The organism is Spongiibacter nanhainus (assembly GCF_016132545.1).
Lineage (GTDB): Bacteria > Pseudomonadota > Gammaproteobacteria > Pseudomonadales > Spongiibacteraceae > Spongiibacter > Spongiibacter nanhainus.
Window position 1 is genome coordinate 3,841,893 of the sequence record NZ_CP066167.1, and the last position, 15,880, is coordinate 3,857,772.

Genomic DNA, 15,880 nt, shown 5'->3' on the forward strand with positions numbered 1-15,880 from the left:
GCACGGTATTTGGGGTTCTATTTAAAAGCGCTTAAATCCATAGTTATCGAAAAAACTGACGCACCTAACTGCTTTTTCTTAGGATCGATGCCACGTATTGACAACCGAAAACGAACAGCTTTCGCAGGACGCGACTAGGCACAGTCTCTTCTATCGTGGAAAAAGGTACGTCACGCATATTTTGACGTCAACACCTTTTTCTCTTTTTTTGTAACATCCTTCATAACCTTGCTAGGAAATGATTTAAGTCAAAACATTGATGTTGTTCTTTAAGATTTTTGTCACACGAATGGTGTAGGGAGGATCAACCAAAAACGAGAGAACGAGACTTACCTACAACGTAAGAATAGCGCTCACGAAGCCGGATTTGCCTTGCATTTACCCCGATCAACCGGGCAGGTACTACATACTATTTAACTAGCTGGACTTTTGGCCGCCAGAGAGACAGAAAGCCCTCTGAGACTTTTCGATTCCTTCCTTAAACACCAAAATGTAAATCGCACATCCTGCGATTTGCCCGCCAACCTCAAAACCACAATGCTTAGTAGCAAAGAGCGGACCAGAACGCCCTGTAGGTTGACAGCCTATTCGTTGTTATTGCTCGCCTTGAAGCGGAGACGCCGTTAGCGAGAGCTCGTCGTTCACGAGTTATAGGCGCAAACATAGCCTGAAAGCGCAGCGCAGGCAAGGGATTCATACAAACATGCGCTATCAGATTGCACATCACCAGGGCAAATCGCTCGGAAACCAGATGTATGCGGCGACCACATTGACCCTCAGCGCACAAAAAGCCTACAAGAACACTCTTTTAACTACGCCACACCGATACAGCTGTGAAACACAGCAAGGGCTGCTCAACTCATCCCAACGCACCGCAATGGTGACGTCTCGCGCTCATTGCCTCAGTTTGTCGCACAACCGCGAGCTGACTCCCAGCATTAGCGCTCAGTGAGAGCGGCGGCGCTGCCGCGGCGCAATGGTTTCAGCAGATACTGCGCCACCGTTTTAGTACCGGTGATGATCTCAACCGTTGTGGTCATCCCCGGAATAATCTCGATCGGCTCTTTACCTTCACGCTGCGGGATGTCGTTAATCTCGATGAGCGCCCGGTAGTAAGGGTCCTCATTTTGCTTAAGGTCCTCATCGATGGTGTCCGGGCTGATATAGGTCACCTCACCTCTCAGACCACCGTAGATGGTAAAATCGTATGCATCGAGCTTCACATTAGACTCTAAGCCTGGACGGATAAAGGCCACGTCCTTCGAGTATACCCTCGCCTCCACCAGCATAGGCTCGTCCGAAGGCACGATCTGCATAAGCTCATCACCACTTTTGAGCACAGCACCGATGGTGGAGATGGAGATATTTTTAACCGCCCCCGACATCGGAGAGCGTATCTTGGTCGCCTTCAAAGCTTCATCGCGCTGCTTGAGCACCTGCAATGTTTGCTCAAGCTCAGATTGCGTGGTAGCCAGCTGCTCCTGAGCCTCACGACGGTATTCGTTGGTGCGATTGGTCAACTCCGCCTGAAGATCCACAACTTGTCGACGCGCATTAAGCAACTCTGACTGAGCGGCATCCCCAGTTTTGGCAAGGTTCTCCAGTGCTGTCAACTCCTCTCGCGCCAAAGCCAGAGACTGACGGATGCTGGCCTTCTCTTCCCGCTGTTGCTGTAAGCGGCGGCTATGAAGATTGGTTTGGCGCCGGACCAAATCCGGATCACCAAGGACTTCGGGACTGAACTCCAGGGGTTCATTGTTCAGCTCTGCCCGCAGGCGCTCGACATTGGCACGCAAATCGATGGCTTTGACCCGTGTCTCTTCAGCGCTGGCAGCAAAACGCGTCTGATCCAGCTCAGCCAGCACTTCTCCAGCTTCAACGGTTTGCCCTTCCTTGACATACATAGCCGACAGCACGCCGCCATCCACCGCCTGCACAACCTGTGAGCGACTGGATACGATCACTTTGCCCGTCGCTCGAACCTGCTCATCCAACGTTGCCCAGTTGGCCCACACCACAAACGCCAGCACGGTAAAGACCATGAGCCACAGCATACGACCCGACTTAGCCACGTCCAGCGGGCGGGTGCGCGCGAACATTTCCTCACGAGTAATGATCATTTACGCTGACCTCCCACATTAACCACCGTACTGTTACCTCCAGCAGTTGCAGGTTTACCGGGCTCCGGACTTTGTGGACGCTGGTTCTGGGCCTGCATCAGGCGCTCTGGCGGCAAGTCTGCTTTAATTTGCCCAGCTTCAAGGGCCAGCACCCGGTCAACATAGTTCAACCAGGAAGTTCGGTGGGTGGTGAAAATCACCGTGGTGTCTTTGGGCAGCTCACTGATAACTTTTGCGATCAAGGCTTCAACAGTGCTATCCAGGCTCGCAGTGGGTTCGTCGAGCAACCAAATTTTGGGCGCCTGCAGCACCATTCGCGTGAGGGCTACCAACTGACGCTGCCCACCTGACAAGCCTCCGCCTGCCTCCGTAATGGGCAGCTGCAAACCTTGGGGGTGAGCTTTCACAGCATCAGATAGCCCCGTCGTTTCCAAAGCCGCATAAATAGCTTCTTCAGAGGGCATACTCATACCGAGCGTTAAGTTGTCCAGCAAGGTACCGGAGAACAAACGCGGCTCTTGGGGCAAGTAACCTATAACTTCACGCAGCCAGCTTTGCCGGCACTCCTCATAGTTCAGGCTGGCGACCAACACCTCACCGCGAGCCGGAGTTGCAATACCAGCCAGCAATTTGAGCAGCGTCGACTTACCACTGCCATTACGCCCAATAATGGCGATGCGGGACCCTGCGGGAATCTCTAGCGCAGGAATCACCAAGTCAGGAATCTCATTGCCTTCATAGGCATAAGCCAGCTCTTTCATTGCCAAGTCAAGCGGCACAGACTTCACATTGGCCTGACGATCATGGCGCTCATCACTTTGTGTGCTAAGCAACTGATTCAGTATCTTCAGGGAGTAGCGGGCGTGGTGCCAACGCACGATGATGTTGGATATGCCGGAAATGGTACCCAGCGCCCGACCACCCAGAATTGAACAGGCAATCAACCCACCCATGGTGAGCTCGCCGGTTTCAATCACATAGACACCGACGATGATAATAAAGACGTAAGACAACTGCTGCGCAAAGGTGGTGGCAATTTGCACCGAGCTATTCAGGGTATTGAGCGCTTCGGCTTTGTCACTGCTATCCCGGGTCAGCGTCAGCCACTGGTCGGAGAATTTGCCCTCGCCGCCCGTGGACTTCACTACCTCGCCGCCAGCAACCGCTTCGTAGAGCATGCCCTGACGCCGGACGATGGCATCGTTATTCATTTGCTGCAGCTTGGCAGTGGGCTTGTAGGCCACAATGCCGATGATCACACAGACCACCACAAACACCGCCGGCACAATCGCTACCCATTTGGCGATCAAGGCAATAACGGTGATAAAGATAAAGATAAAAGGCAAATCTACTATGGCGAACAAGGTAGAGGACGTTAAAAAAGCTTTGATGGACTCATAGTCACGCACCTGAGCAACCAGGGACCCCAGACGAGAAGGGCGACGATCCAGCTTCAGCCCCAGCAAACGCTCAAAGATATATAAAGAAAGCGCTTCATCGATACGCCGGGTCGCCGCCTCAGTCATCCGTAGCCGGGATATTTTGAACAGCAAATCCAGCACGTAGGCCGTAAACACCCCCGCTGCCAAAAACCACAGCGTCGCATAAGCCAGGTTGGGAACAACCCGGTCATACACCTGCATAACAAACAGCGAAGACAGAATGGCAATCAAGTTGATAAAGGTAGACGCCACCGCCACCCGGCGGTAGATAAAGGCGTGCTCTTTAACAGCATTAAAAATCGCAGAGGTGGCAACGCCCCGCTTTTCTTCCTTTAAGTAGGACTGCTCAGTTTCAGCCAGGGGCGCCACGGGCACCAGCGCCTTATCAAAAGACGTTTGATCCGGCGGAACCGATCCTTCAATCCACTCGATCTTGGCAGGCTCGTCGCCCTCCGCCACACGAGTCACCACACCGGCGTAGCCCTCGCCCAACACCCAAGCGGGCAATTGCGAGTTGGTCAGCAGATGAAAGGGCGTCTCGGCCGCGGTATGACGGGCAAAAAGCTGGCGCCACGCCGCTGGGAAGCGCTCCCGCTCATTCTTAACGGTAACTTTGTCCCAGGCCTGCTCGGCCTCATGCTCCGAGGCATGCAGGCCGCGACGGCGGGCCATATCCAGTAATGCAGCAACTGCGAGCTCACGACTGACAATTGCGTGTTGAACCTGTGTCATCAAAAAACCTATTCGTCTTCGAGATCGAGGTAGGTAGAGGGCGCATCTTCATTGACGCGAACCCACAACATACCTTGCAGCGCCAAGCGGATATTGGCCGACCAGTAACTGCGCTTAATATTGGAAATCTGTAGCAGCGCTTCGTGGGCCTCCCGGTGGGAGTTGAGCACCTCAAGCCACGCTTTGCGGCCCACTTTAAACTGCCGTAAAAAACTACCCACCAACTTAACTGCCGATTTGGCAGCATCAACCTGAGCATCAAACTGCATTAGAGCAATATCGCGCTCGGCCTTGGCAGATGAAATAGTGTCCCGAACATCCCGCCGCGCAAACGCCAGATCCTGGCGGGCCGCATTGAGGCGCTGATTTACCGCTTTCAAACTGCTAAAACCCCGCAGCCCCTCACTGGAGGTGTACTCCAGCACCAAACGGGTTGAAGAATCGGGGGTAAAATCACCGGACTCTTGCGCCAACTGCTTGCGGTATTGAAGACTTAACGAGGGAAACAAGGACGCTTTGGAGATTTTGACCGCGGCTTCTTGCGCGGCAATATCTGCCAACGCGACCTGCCCCGCCGGGTGAGAGGAGATCGCCTCCTCGGTCATAATCCGGTTTATCTCATACTCGGACAGATGATAGCGACTGCTAGGCCACCCCAACTCGGGAATGGGATGATTCAGCAAAGACTGCAGATTGTTTTTACTGCTGGTGAGCTGGGCCCGGCTCGACGCCAACCCGGCGCGCGCCTGACTCAGGCGGGTCACTGCGGTCTGAATATCCACTGGCGGCGACACGCCCTGGTCGGCGCGGTTTTGAATAATACGCAGCAGCTCTTCCAAGCTGGAGATGTAGCGGCGCCACAGCATGCCCTGCTCTTCAAAAAGAATCACACTGAGATACGCTTCGGCTGTTTGCAGAGCGAGATCGAGGCGAGTCTGGTTAAGCTGAGCCAGCGCTCGGTTTTGCTCCGCCTCGGCCTGACGCACTTCCGCACTCACCCGGCCACCAGACCAAATAGGCTGAATGATATTTAGCGAGGTATTGGAGGCATCATTGGATGCCTCAACGGCAGTGACAGACAGATAGGGGTAAAAACCGGTTTTGGCGCCAGATAGATCGTAACCTGCGGCTTCAATTTCTGACTGGGCGCGAATCACATTGGGGTGGCTAGCCCAAACTTCTGCCAAAGCCCGATCAAGACCCAGTGCAGGCTCATCGGCCTCCCCTTTGGGCACCAGCCCGGACTCCAGCCCTCCCAGCTCCACATTGCCTTTCTCGAGATCAAACTCCACACCTGAGGAAAGGTTGTCAGACTGAGACGCTTCCATCTCGGAGTAAAGATAGGATTGATCACTGTCAACGGCCTGGACCTGCTCAGACGGCGCAGATGAAGAGGTGCCCTCTTCAGCCATTACCAGCTCCGTCTCAACAACGGGGCCCTGCTCAGGCTCGGTAGCACAGCCGGCAAACAACAATGAGAGAATAACCAAACCTCCCATGTTGGCTTTGCGAATAGACCCCGAAGTTTTGCGCCGAGCTCCATGGCGCCAGGATTCACGCCCCTGATTGTCCAGGGTGCCTCCCAAGAAGGTTACGCCTTCCACCGCATGCTCCCTATTCCATTCCATGAGTTCACAGATTTATTGTGTTGGTAACCGCATTTGTCGCCATCGCTACAAACGGCACATCGGAATCCGCTGTAAATGGGGACGGATTATCGAAATACAAGAACAAAGAGCTCATACTCCGCTCCACTGTAGCCCGGCGCGGCGGGCCATAACGAGACGGAACTGACACTATGATGGCGAGTAAGTAGTCGGTCACGCAGAAACGCAGCACTCTAGCAGAGACGCGGATTGGCAGGCAAGGCCCCTCTTATTTATAACCCTAAATTCCGCCACCAGTAAATTATTCTCCTAACACGCCTTATTCCGGGCTAGATGCACTGATACAATTTTGGCGGCAATCATCCCGCCTCCATCCGGACAGTACTTTTTGTGAGCAAACTCAACGACCGACAACGCCAGGCCGTGCACTACGTCGACGGCCCGCTTCTGGTACTGGCCGGCGCCGGCAGTGGCAAAACCAGCGTGATTACCCGCAAGATCGCCTACTTAGTTCAGCAATGCGGCATTCCAGCCCGCCATATCGCTGCGGTGACCTTTACCAACAAAGCCGCCCGGGAGATGAAGGAACGGGTGAGCAGCCTGGTTCAGGGCAGTGAGGCGCGAGGCCTGACGGTGTCCACCTTCCACAACCTGGGCATGAATATTTTGCGGCGGGAATACGCGGCACTGGGTTACAAATCCGGCTTTTCCATCTTTGATGCAGAAGATGCCCAGGCCCTGATTCGAGACCTGCTGATTCAGGAACACGGCGGCGACAGCGACCAGGCCGGCACCATCCAACAGCGCATTTCCAGCTGGAAAAATGAATTTGTCGAACCGGATGCCGCCGTCGCCGCAGCGGAAACCCCAGCAGACATGCTTTGCGCCCAGGCCTACCTGCGCTACCAGAAAGCACTCAAGGCCTACAATGCTCTGGATTTCGACGACCTGATTCTGCTACCGGCACTGCTGTTTGATCAGCGCAGCGATATCCTCGACAAGTGGCGCAAAAAAATCCGCTACTTGTTAGTGGACGAGTACCAGGACACCAACACCGCCCAATATCACCTGGTGAAACAACTGGTGGGGGACCGCAGAGGCCTGACCGTAGTGGGGGATGACGATCAGTCTATCTACGCCTGGCGCGGCGCCAAGCCCGAAAATCTATCCCTGCTGGGCCAGGACTATCCGGATCTCAAGGTCATCAAGCTAGAGCAGAACTACCGCTCCACAGCTCGTATTCTGAAAGCCGCCAACACCGTGATCGCCAACAACCCCCACGAGTTGGACAAGGCGCTGTGGTCAGAACTGGGCCTGGGCGACCCGATCCGGGTGGTGCGTTGTCGCAACGAGGACGCGGAATGCGAGCGGGTGGTCACCGAGATTCTCGACCACAAATTGCGCACCCAGGGTCGCTTTGGTAACTACGCCGTGCTCTATCGCGGTAACCACCAGTCGCGATTGCTGGAACTCAAACTCCAAGCCCACCAGATCCCCTACAAACTCAGTGGCGGCACGTCCTTTTTTGGCCGCAACGAGATCAAGGACATCATGGCCTATCTGCGGCTAATTATTAACCAGGACGACGACAACGCCTTCCTGCGCATTGTTAACGTGCCCCGCCGCAAAATTGGCACTTCCACCCTTGAAGCCCTGGGCCGCTACGCCACTGAGAGGGAAATCAGCCTGTACAGCGCCTGCGAGGAAATGGGCTTGCAGCAGCATCTACCAGAGGCTGCCGTCGAGCGCCTGCGGGAATTTACCACGTGGCTGGATGGCCTGCGCTATCGCTGCTACGAAGAGGACCCCGTCGCCGCCATCAAACAACTGTGTGGCGACATCGATTACTTTGATTGGCTGCTGCAGAACAGCTCATCGGTGGCGGTGGCGGAGCGCCGCTACGGCAATATCAACGTACTGATCAGCTCGATCGAGAAAACCCTCGCCGACCCCGAGCGGGAAGACAGCTTTGAGGATGCCATCAGCCGATTAGTGTTGAGAGACCTACTGGAGCGACAGCAGGAAGAGGAAGAGAGTCCCGATCTGGTGCAATTGATGACCCTCCACGCCGCCAAGGGCTTGGAGTTTCCCCATGTGTTTATGATCGGCATGGAGGAGGGCTTGTTGCCCCACCAGAACAGTATCGATGGCGATATGGTGGAGGAAGAGCGACGGCTTTGCTACGTGGGCATCACCCGCGCCCAGCGTAGCTTGACCCTGAGTTACTGCGCCAAACGCAAAAGTTTTGGTGATTACAATAGCTGCGAACCCAGCCGGTTTTTGGATGAGCTCCCCCAAGGCGACCTTGAGTGGGAGGGCCGGGCCGACGCCGACCCGGCGCAAAATCAAAAACGCGGCGGCGAGACCTTGGCCAGCCTGAAGGCGATGTTGGAGTGATACCCGGCGGACACCAAAACCGTGTCCGCCCTACACAACAATTGGCATGCAGCCCCAACAAAATAGATCGCCCAATCCGTAGGGCGGACAGCGATTCACCTGTCCGCCAACACAGTGCCACAAACCGGCGGACACAAAAGCGGTGTCCGCCCTACAGGAATCCGGGCGGTGAAAACTCGCTCCAGGTCAGCAAGCTGACGCCCCGGTTGATAAAGCCGTTATCCATGGCGTATTCCAAGGCCATATCGAGATTGACCACCCCGTTGGTGATGGGGGTCAAGGTCAGTCCAGCGGTGAAGGTGAGCACACTGGTGACGGCCAAGGCCCGACCCTGACCGTCCAGCACCGGGCCGCCGCTATCGCCGGGAATGGCCGAGTTCAACGGGTTGGTGGTGGCGGTCTCGTAAAACCAGCCACCGCCGAGAACATCGGTGATGGCGCCACTGCGGGTCTCCAGTTGCTCTATACCAAAATGGTCGGGTGAACGCCCGTATGCAGAAAAGCTCTCGCCAACCTCCGCAATGCCTTTGCGCAGGGCCAGCGGCCCGCCGATGGCTCTGACTGCCGGGTGAATATTGGCATAATCCCGGGGGTCGACCCGCACCAGAGCGAAATCATTAAACACGCACGCCGCCGAACCCGGAGACTCCCCCACCTCTTTCATCGCTTGCCAGCTGCTATAGACCAGCTCGCCGGGGAACTGGGCATTCTCGATTTGCACCTGGTCAAAGCCGATGGGCAGATTCTGGGCCTCGCAGGGGTCAATACCCTGATTGGTGTCGGCACTGAAACAATGGGCGGCGACGCCGATATACACTGTGTGATCGCCGAGGCGGTAAAGAAAATTTGAGGTACACAAGCTACCGTTGGCAACGATGTTGACGCCGGGGCGTATCTGGCTGCCTCGGGGTTCATCAAACTGGATGGGGATGGCGCCGCTGCCACCCTGATTTTGCCCCTGATCGATACCGCCTACCGAGCTGCTGCCGCCGTTGGAGCTGGAGGACCCACCACAGGCAGTCACTGCCAAGCACACCAACAGCACGAGGGCCGACCTTATAAAGCTGGGACGCATAGCTGTCACCCCGAATCGCTGATTATTATGAACCTATATTACGTCATTCGAAGGCCGAGTCGATCTAGGCGGTTTCCGCCAATCATTGCTCTGGGCCGCCCAGCCGCCAAATAGCGCGCAGGTTGGGTTGATGCAGGAGACCCAACCCTCATGTGATGGCCAGCCAATTATTGTTGGGTTTCCTACGTCAACCCAACCTACGGGTACAAAAAAGCCGCGCTTGGCGCGGCTTCTAGCATGCATTACGCACTCGGCAATTACTGGCTGTTTTCCACCATGTAATCCACAGCCGCGATGACTTCGTCATCAGAGCAGCTCATGCACAGGCCTTTGGCCGGCATCATACCGATATTGTTAAAGCCGTTGATGGCGTTGGCATAGACCGCATCCATCCCTTTCTCGGTGCGAGCCGCCCAGTCCTCGGCGTCACCCAACTTCGGCGCGCCACCGGCACCAACAGCGTGACAACCCTGACAGGAGCCTTCGTAAACTTCTTTACCGGATTTTTCGCCACCACCGGCGGCTGCCATCGCAGAGCCACAGCTGGCATCGCCCTGCAAACACACCTGACCAGCCGGCTTGATGCGCTCTTCAACCTCGGCGCGCTGCGCATCGGTCAATGCCCAAGCTGACACGGCTACTGTTAACAGCGCCACCAGCGCGGCGGCACGCTTAATCATCATATTTTTCACTGCTACTTCCTCTCCGCTTGCGCGGGACCGCTAGATGAGGCTCTAGAGCTGGCGACGCGCTTAAATTATCAGCGGCGCATTATAGCCGCATGCGCAGCGTTCCTCCACTCATGGCGCACTGTCAGCCGACAATAATCAGGCCAGCACCTCCGCCTCGTCGCCGTGGCGCTCCAACCAGGTTTTGCGGTCCGCGGCTCGTTTTTTACCCAACAGCATATCCATCAGGGTATCAGTTTCATCTTCGGGCTCCACGGCAAGACGCACCAAGCGCCGGGTATCCGGGTCCATGACCGTCTCGCGCAGCTGCAAGGGGTTCATTTCACCGAGCCCTTTAAAGCGGGTGACACTGATCTTGCCTTTCTTTTTCTCGGCCTCGATTCGGTCGAGAATCCCCTGTCGCTCGGCCTGATCCAGGGCGTAGTAGACCTCTTTGCCCACGTCGATCCGGTACAGGGGCGGCATGGCGATAAATACGTGGCCATGCTCCACCAATGCGCGAAAGTGACGCAAAAACAGCGCGCACAACAGGGTAGCGATGTGGGCACCGTCGGAGTCGGCGTCGGCGAGGATGCAGATCTTGCCGTAGCGCAGACCGGACAAATCGCTGGAATCCGGGTCGATACCCAGGGCCACCGAGATGTCGTGGACCTCCTGAGAAGCCAGTATTTGCTGGGAATCCACCTCCCAGGTGTTCAGAATTTTGCCTCGCAGCGGCAGAATCGCCTGGTACTGACGGTCCCGGGCCTGCTTGGCACTGCCGCCTGCCGAGTCCCCTTCCACCAGGAACAGCTCAGAGCGCTCGGTATCCGCACCGGAGCAATCCGCCAACTTGCCGGGCAAAGCCGGACCGGCAGAGACCTTCTTGCGCACCACTTTTTTAGCCTTGCGCAAGCGGCTTTGGGCACTGTCGATGCACAGCTCAGCGAGCTTTTCCGCCTCTTCGGTGTGCTGGTTCAACCACAGGCTGAAGGCATCTTTGGCCACACCGGCGACAAAGGCCGAGGCCTCCCGGGAGCTGAGCCGCTCTTTGGTTTGGCCGGAAAACTGCGGGTCCGCCAACTTGGAGGACAGCACGTAGCAACACTTGTCCCAGATATCGTCGGGGGTCAGTTTGACGCCCCGGGGGATCATATTGCGGAATTCACAAAACTCCCGCATGGCGTCCAACAGACCACTGCGCAGACCGTTGACGTGGGTGCCGCCCAGCGGCGTGGGAATCAGATTGACGTAGGACTCCGCCAGCAGCTCGCCGCCTTCGGGCAACCACTGTACCGCCCAGTCCACCGCCTCGGTGTTGCCGGAGTAGTGCCCGACAAAGGGCTCGCTGGGCAGGGTTTCCAGCTCCCGGGTATTGCTGGCCAGGTAGTCGGGCAGGCCGTCTTCGTAATACCACTCTTCACTCTCTTCACCGGTCTCGTCGCTAAAGCGGACTTTGAGGCCCGGGCACAAGACCGCCTTGGCCCGCAGCACATGCTTGAGGCGGCGGACGGAAAACTTGGCGGAATCAAAATACTTGCCGTCTGGCCAGAAGCGCACCTCGGTGCCGGTATTGCGTTTGCCGCAGCTGTCGATCACCGCCAGGTCGTCGGTTTTTTCACCGTCGGCAAAGCTGATGCGGTGAACCTGGCCATCGCGCTTGATAGTCACATCCAGCTTTTTCGACAGCGCATTGACCACCGACACCCCAACACCGTGCAGGCCACCGGAGAACTGGTAGTTATCGTTGGAGAATTTGCCACCGGCATGGAGGGTGCTGAGGATAACCTCCACCCCCGGCAATTTCAGCTCCGGGTGGGGATCCACCGGCATACCGCGACCGTCGTCGGCGCAGCTCAGCGAGCCGTCATCGTGGAGGGTAACGTGAATCTCTTTGGCGTGACCGGCCAGGGCCTCGTCCACACTGTTGTCGATCACCTCCTGGGCCAGGTGGTTGGGCCGGGTGGTATCGGTGTACATACCGGGCCGCTTGCGGACCGGCTCCAGACCGGTCAGGACTTCGATGGATTCGGAGGTGTAATTGGACATACTGACTCGTCGGCGCCCTTGTTAGATTTAAGTAGTTAAAAGTTGAACGACTTAGCGTTGAGTTGCTCAGGATTAAACAGGAGCGCTATTGTTGAGGAAATCCAGCACCCCAGGCAAGTGCCGCTCGAAGCCCTGAAAACTGTGGTCGCCACCGGGCTCAATAATCAGCTCACTGCCGCGGTAAAAATCCGCCGCGCGCCGGTAGTCTAGCGTTTCATCGCCCTCCTGGAGCAGCACCCGATATCGCTTTGGCACAATCGCCGATGGCTGCAACTCGGTGAGCACCGCCACATCGTCTGCAGCCAGAGTAAAGCGCGAGCCAGTGTAGGGGTTTTCGTGCTCGCCCTGAAAATGGCTGGCCAGCTCTGCCGGCCGCACTGCCGGGTTGATCAACACCACCCGCAGATCGTAGCGCTCGGCCAACACCGTGGCAAAAAAGCCCCCCAGGGAGCTGCCCACCAGGCCCACTGAAGCGTGCGGCTGGCCGAGACACTGCTCAACCAGCGTCGTTAAAACCTCGGCTGCCGGCCCGGGAAAATCCGGCAGCGCCGGGATATGTACGCGGCAATCACCGCCCAGACCATGCATATAGTGCAGCAACTGCTGGGCCTTGAGGGATTGCGGGGAAGAGATAAAACCGTGGATATAAACAATATCCGTCAACATAGTGTGGGCCTGGCGCGTTTATTGATAACCGTTGGCCGCGTAGTCTACCTGAAATTCCACCCCCGAGACCCGGGAGACACCGGTTTCCAGTTCGCCGCCTGGGTGCAAGCGCAACCAGCGATAGCCTGGACTGAGGTCATCCAGGGCAAAATCCTCGCTACCGGGCTTGAACTGAATGCAGGTGGAGGGCGTGGTGAGCAGCGACACGCCGCGGTGCTCATTTTCCGACGCCTGATGTACGTGACCACAGATCACCGCCTTGACGCAATCCGGCAGCTGGGAGAAGAACGCATCGGCATTGCTGACCCGCTGCTCATCCAACCATTGGCAGCCAATCGGCTGAAGATGGTGATGAAGAAACACTACCGCCGGCCGGCCGGGCTCTAAATCGGCCAATAGCGCTAACTGATCACCGCGCAGCTGGCCACCCACCTGATCGGGTACCGCCGAGTCCAGCATCAGCAGTTGCCAGCCACCCAAATCAACTCGATTGGCCAGCACATCACTGGCCACAATCTGCCGAAGCGTATCGATATCGTCGTGATTGCCAGGCAGCCAGACCATGCGCTCGGCCACGCCGTTAAGCAGCGGGAACAAGCGTCGATAAGCCTGAGTGCTGGCATCTGCCGCCATATCTCCCGACACCACCAGCAAATCAATGTGGGCCTGCTCGTGTTGCAACAGCGATACTACCGCAGCCAAACTGTGGTCGGCATCCATCCCCAGCAGCGCCTCACCGGGCTCGCTACCCAAATGGCAGTCGCTAATTTGCACCACGGTATAGGCACGCCCACCGCTACTCACAGCAGTGTCGCTGGCTGAATTGTCGATGGATCGCTGCCCCATACTTCGGCTCACAGTTACGGTATTGCGTTATACGATGTTTATACGCAAGGGACTTGCATGAATCCAGCCGACTAAGCGCAGAATGAGAGGGAGGTCGTCAAATTTCCGCAAATTTGTGGACCCTGTTCACAAATTTGCGGCAACGGACAGCGGGACTACAGTGAGTCGACCGAGGTGATGGGCGTATCCAGCGCGTGGCCGCAGCGCAGGCAGTAGCTCAACCACTCCCCCAGAAAACGGTTGCGCTGGGCTTTTTCATCCCGCTGGTACATGGCGCTATTGGGGTAGTGATAGCGAGGTCGCAGTGGACGACCGCCCTTCGAGGCCACCACCTCGGCAAGCGCCGCATCGTGATACATGCGCACCTGCAACTCGGCGCGGGTCCAGCTTGCACCGCTGGCGCGGTTGAGCCGCAGTTCCAACATTGCCGTGTAGGGCGCCTGTTCGATGACGGTGATGCCCAGTTGCGAGGTCCCCATTTGAAAACGCAGGCACTGCCCATCCTCCAGCGAATTCGGCAAGATTTTCTGCAGACGCAGGTAATTCATCTCACAGTCGGCGAGATGGGCACTGAGATCCACCTTATAGGGTGCGCTATTCACAACACTCCTCGTCATCATCTGTCACGGCAACGGCAAACGCCGGTCGAGCTTTGCAACGACAACCCGGTAGTTAAGCTCACCGGAGCGCCGCCATTTCATACCAATTGTTAATAATCATTAGCGCCTTCGACGCAGTCTGATACACTGCGTCGCGCAGCCCCCTCCATCAGTTACAGGTTAACGCTATGACTGCGACACGTCGTTTACTTGCTGCAGCGATTGCAGCGACGCTGGGCACGGCGTCTGCCCACTCAGACTCACTGCTGGACATCTACGAACTGGCAGTTCAAAACGATCCTCAGCTTAAAGCCGCCGAGGCCACATACCGCGCCAATATTGAAGCGGAAGACCTGGGCCGGGCAGCGCTATTGCCGCAAATCAGCGCTCAAGCGTATTACCAGGACGCGGAAACCGAGTCCGACGGCAAAAGCACTACGCTATCAGCCACCGGCAGTCCGACCGTTATCGACCAGAGTACGACAACTGATGCAGAAACGGAATCGCTCTCGCTGACCCTGAACCAGGCGATCTTTGATCTCTCCGCCTGGTTTAACTTCCGCGCTGGGCAAAAGCTCAGCGAGCAGGCTGAAGCCCAACTGGCCTACGATCAACAACAACTGATTGTGCGGGTGGCCGATGCCTATTTCAATGTACTGCGAGCCCGGGAGAACCTCGACGCCTCCAAAGCCGAAGAGCGCGCTGCCAAACGTCAGCTGGAACAAACTCAGGAGCGTTTTGACGTCGGTCTGATCGCCATTACCGACGTGCACGAGTCCCGCGCCGCCTACGATAACGCGGTGGCACAGCGACTGGCCTTTGACGGTGACCTGGCTATTGCCCGGGAAAACCTGAGCCTGCTCACCGGTCAGGAGCACGGCAAGTTGCAGTCGCTCAAGGACAGCTACCCCATCGCCGAACCCCAGCCCGCCAGCCGCGCCGAGTGGGTGGAATTTGCCCTGGAAAACAATTACCAGTTAAAGGTCGCCGAGGCCGCCAGTGGTGCTGCCTACCAGACCGCCCGCTCCAAGAAAATGGAGCACTTGCCCAAAGTGTCTGGCAGCTTCAGTTACACCAATGAGGACATGTCTGGTTCCCGTCGTTTTAATCCGGAGAGCACGTTCTCTGTCCCCCCAGACAATGAAACCGAAACCGAAGCATTGCGCCTAACCGTCAGCATGCCCTTGTTTAGCGGTGGCGCCGTCAGCGCCGGACGCCGCCAGGCTTACGAACAGTACAACGCCTCCCGCTACAACGCCCAACTGACCCAAAGGCAGGTGGTTAACGGCACCCGCGCCCAGCATATCGCCGTCTATACCGCCGTTCAGCGGGTGAAGGCCCGCAAGCAAAATATCGTCTCGGCGCGCAGCGCCCTGGATGCCACTGAAGCCGGTTATGAAGTAGGCACTCGCAATGTGGTGGATGTGCTGAATGCCCAACGAGCGCTCTATGCCGCGATGCGGGACTACACCAACACCCGCTACGACTACGTGGTCAACATGCTGCGCTTGAAGTTAAATGCCGGCACGTTAAGCCCGGCGGATATCACCAACCTCAACAATTGGCTGGCAGAGAGCGAATCGACGAGCTTGTCCAAAGGTTAGGTCAAAGGCGATCAACCCCAACCCCGCGTAGGGCGGACAACGTTTTTTTGTCCGCCGCGACCATGTGGAGCTCAC

11 protein-coding genes are annotated in these 15,880 nt (G+C 56.9%); 2 read left to right on the forward strand and 9 right to left on the reverse strand.

Annotated elements, in window-relative coordinates; genetic code table 11:
• Positions 1-938 precede the first annotated feature (938 nt).
• From I6N98_RS17400 to I6N98_RS17410, 3 genes are read right to left on the reverse strand one after another with little or no spacing between them, the layout of a single operon-like run.
• Complete coding sequence (locus I6N98_RS17400) at positions 939-2,120, reverse strand: beta-barrel domain-containing protein (RefSeq protein WP_198569588.1); 1,182 nt, start codon at positions 2,118-2,120, stop codon at positions 939-941.
• Positions 2,117-4,294, reverse strand: coding sequence for an ATP-binding cassette domain-containing protein (locus I6N98_RS17405; RefSeq protein WP_198569589.1), 2,178 nt, complete (start codon positions 4,292-4,294; stop codon positions 2,117-2,119). Before I6N98_RS17405 ends, I6N98_RS17400 begins: the two co-directional genes overlap by 4 nt.
• A gap of 8 nt (positions 4,295-4,302) precedes the next feature.
• Positions 4,303-5,898 (reverse strand): TolC family protein, encoded by a 1,596-nt coding sequence (locus I6N98_RS17410; RefSeq protein ID WP_198569590.1) that lies wholly within the window; start codon positions 5,896-5,898, stop codon positions 4,303-4,305.
• A 393-nt stretch (positions 5,899-6,291) separates the two neighbouring features.
• Between I6N98_RS17410 and rep the strand changes: the two genes are divergently transcribed.
• Positions 6,292-8,298, forward strand: a complete 2,007-nt coding sequence (rep, locus tag I6N98_RS17415) for a DNA helicase Rep (RefSeq protein ID WP_198569591.1) — start codon at positions 6,292-6,294, stop codon at positions 8,296-8,298.
• Positions 8,299-8,449: 151 nt separating this feature from the next.
• Here rep and I6N98_RS17420 read toward each other — a convergent pair whose 3' ends face one another.
• The 6 genes from I6N98_RS17420 to I6N98_RS17445 form a co-directional block, all read right to left on the reverse strand.
• Complete coding sequence (locus I6N98_RS17420; protein WP_198569592.1) at positions 8,450-9,373, reverse strand: trypsin-like peptidase domain-containing protein; 924 nt, start codon at positions 9,371-9,373, stop codon at positions 8,450-8,452.
• A 257-nt stretch (positions 9,374-9,630) separates the two neighbouring features.
• Positions 9,631-10,056 (reverse strand): c-type cytochrome, encoded by a 426-nt coding sequence (locus tag I6N98_RS17425; protein ID WP_337924600.1) that lies wholly within the window; start codon positions 10,054-10,056, stop codon positions 9,631-9,633.
• 144 nt (positions 10,057-10,200) lie between these two features.
• Positions 10,201-12,090, reverse strand: a complete 1,890-nt coding sequence (parE, locus tag I6N98_RS17430; RefSeq protein WP_198569593.1) for a DNA topoisomerase IV subunit B — start codon at positions 12,088-12,090, stop codon at positions 10,201-10,203.
• Between the two features lie 72 nt (positions 12,091-12,162).
• Complete coding sequence (locus I6N98_RS17435) at positions 12,163-12,756, reverse strand: YqiA/YcfP family alpha/beta fold hydrolase (RefSeq protein WP_198569594.1); 594 nt, start codon at positions 12,754-12,756, stop codon at positions 12,163-12,165.
• 18 nt (positions 12,757-12,774) lie between these two features.
• Entirely contained in the window at positions 12,775-13,602 is an 828-nt protein-coding gene (gene cpdA / locus I6N98_RS17440; RefSeq protein ID WP_198569595.1) for a 3',5'-cyclic-AMP phosphodiesterase, read from the reverse strand.
• Positions 13,603-13,757: 155 nt separating this feature from the next.
• Positions 13,758-14,204, reverse strand: a complete 447-nt coding sequence (locus I6N98_RS17445; RefSeq protein WP_232787397.1) for a DUF1249 domain-containing protein — start codon at positions 14,202-14,204, stop codon at positions 13,758-13,760.
• Positions 14,205-14,389: 185 nt separating this feature from the next.
• On the opposite strand from I6N98_RS17445, the gene I6N98_RS17450 reads away from it, so the two are divergent.
• Positions 14,390-15,805, forward strand: coding sequence for a TolC family outer membrane protein (locus tag I6N98_RS17450; RefSeq protein ID WP_198569597.1), 1,416 nt, complete (start codon positions 14,390-14,392; stop codon positions 15,803-15,805).
• The last annotated feature ends 75 nt before the right edge of the window (positions 15,806-15,880 follow it).

What these genes read in the sequence shown, in the direction of transcription:
- cpdA (WP_198569595.1), bottom strand. Translation starts at nt 13,602, where the DNA reads ATGGGGCAGCGATCCATCGACAATTCAGCCAGCGACACTGCTGTGAGT.
- I6N98_RS17435 (WP_198569594.1), bottom strand. Translation starts at nt 12,756, where the DNA reads ATGTTGACGGATATTGTTTATATCCACGGTTTTATCTCTTCCCCGCAA.
- I6N98_RS17400 (WP_198569588.1), bottom strand. Translation starts at nt 2,120, where the DNA reads ATGATCATTACTCGTGAGGAAATGTTCGCGCGCACCCGCCCGCTGGAC.
- I6N98_RS17405 (WP_198569589.1), bottom strand. Translation starts at nt 4,294, where the DNA reads ATGACACAGGTTCAACACGCAATTGTCAGTCGTGAGCTCGCAGTTGCT.
- I6N98_RS17420 (WP_198569592.1), bottom strand. Translation starts at nt 9,373, where the DNA reads ATGCGTCCCAGCTTTATAAGGTCGGCCCTCGTGCTGTTGGTGTGCTTG.
- parE (WP_198569593.1), bottom strand. Translation starts at nt 12,090, where the DNA reads ATGTCCAATTACACCTCCGAATCCATCGAAGTCCTGACCGGTCTGGAG.
- I6N98_RS17450 (WP_198569597.1), top strand. Translation starts at nt 14,390, where the DNA reads ATGACTGCGACACGTCGTTTACTTGCTGCAGCGATTGCAGCGACGCTG.
- I6N98_RS17425 (WP_337924600.1), bottom strand. Translation starts at nt 10,056, where the DNA reads ATGATGATTAAGCGTGCCGCCGCGCTGGTGGCGCTGTTAACAGTAGCC.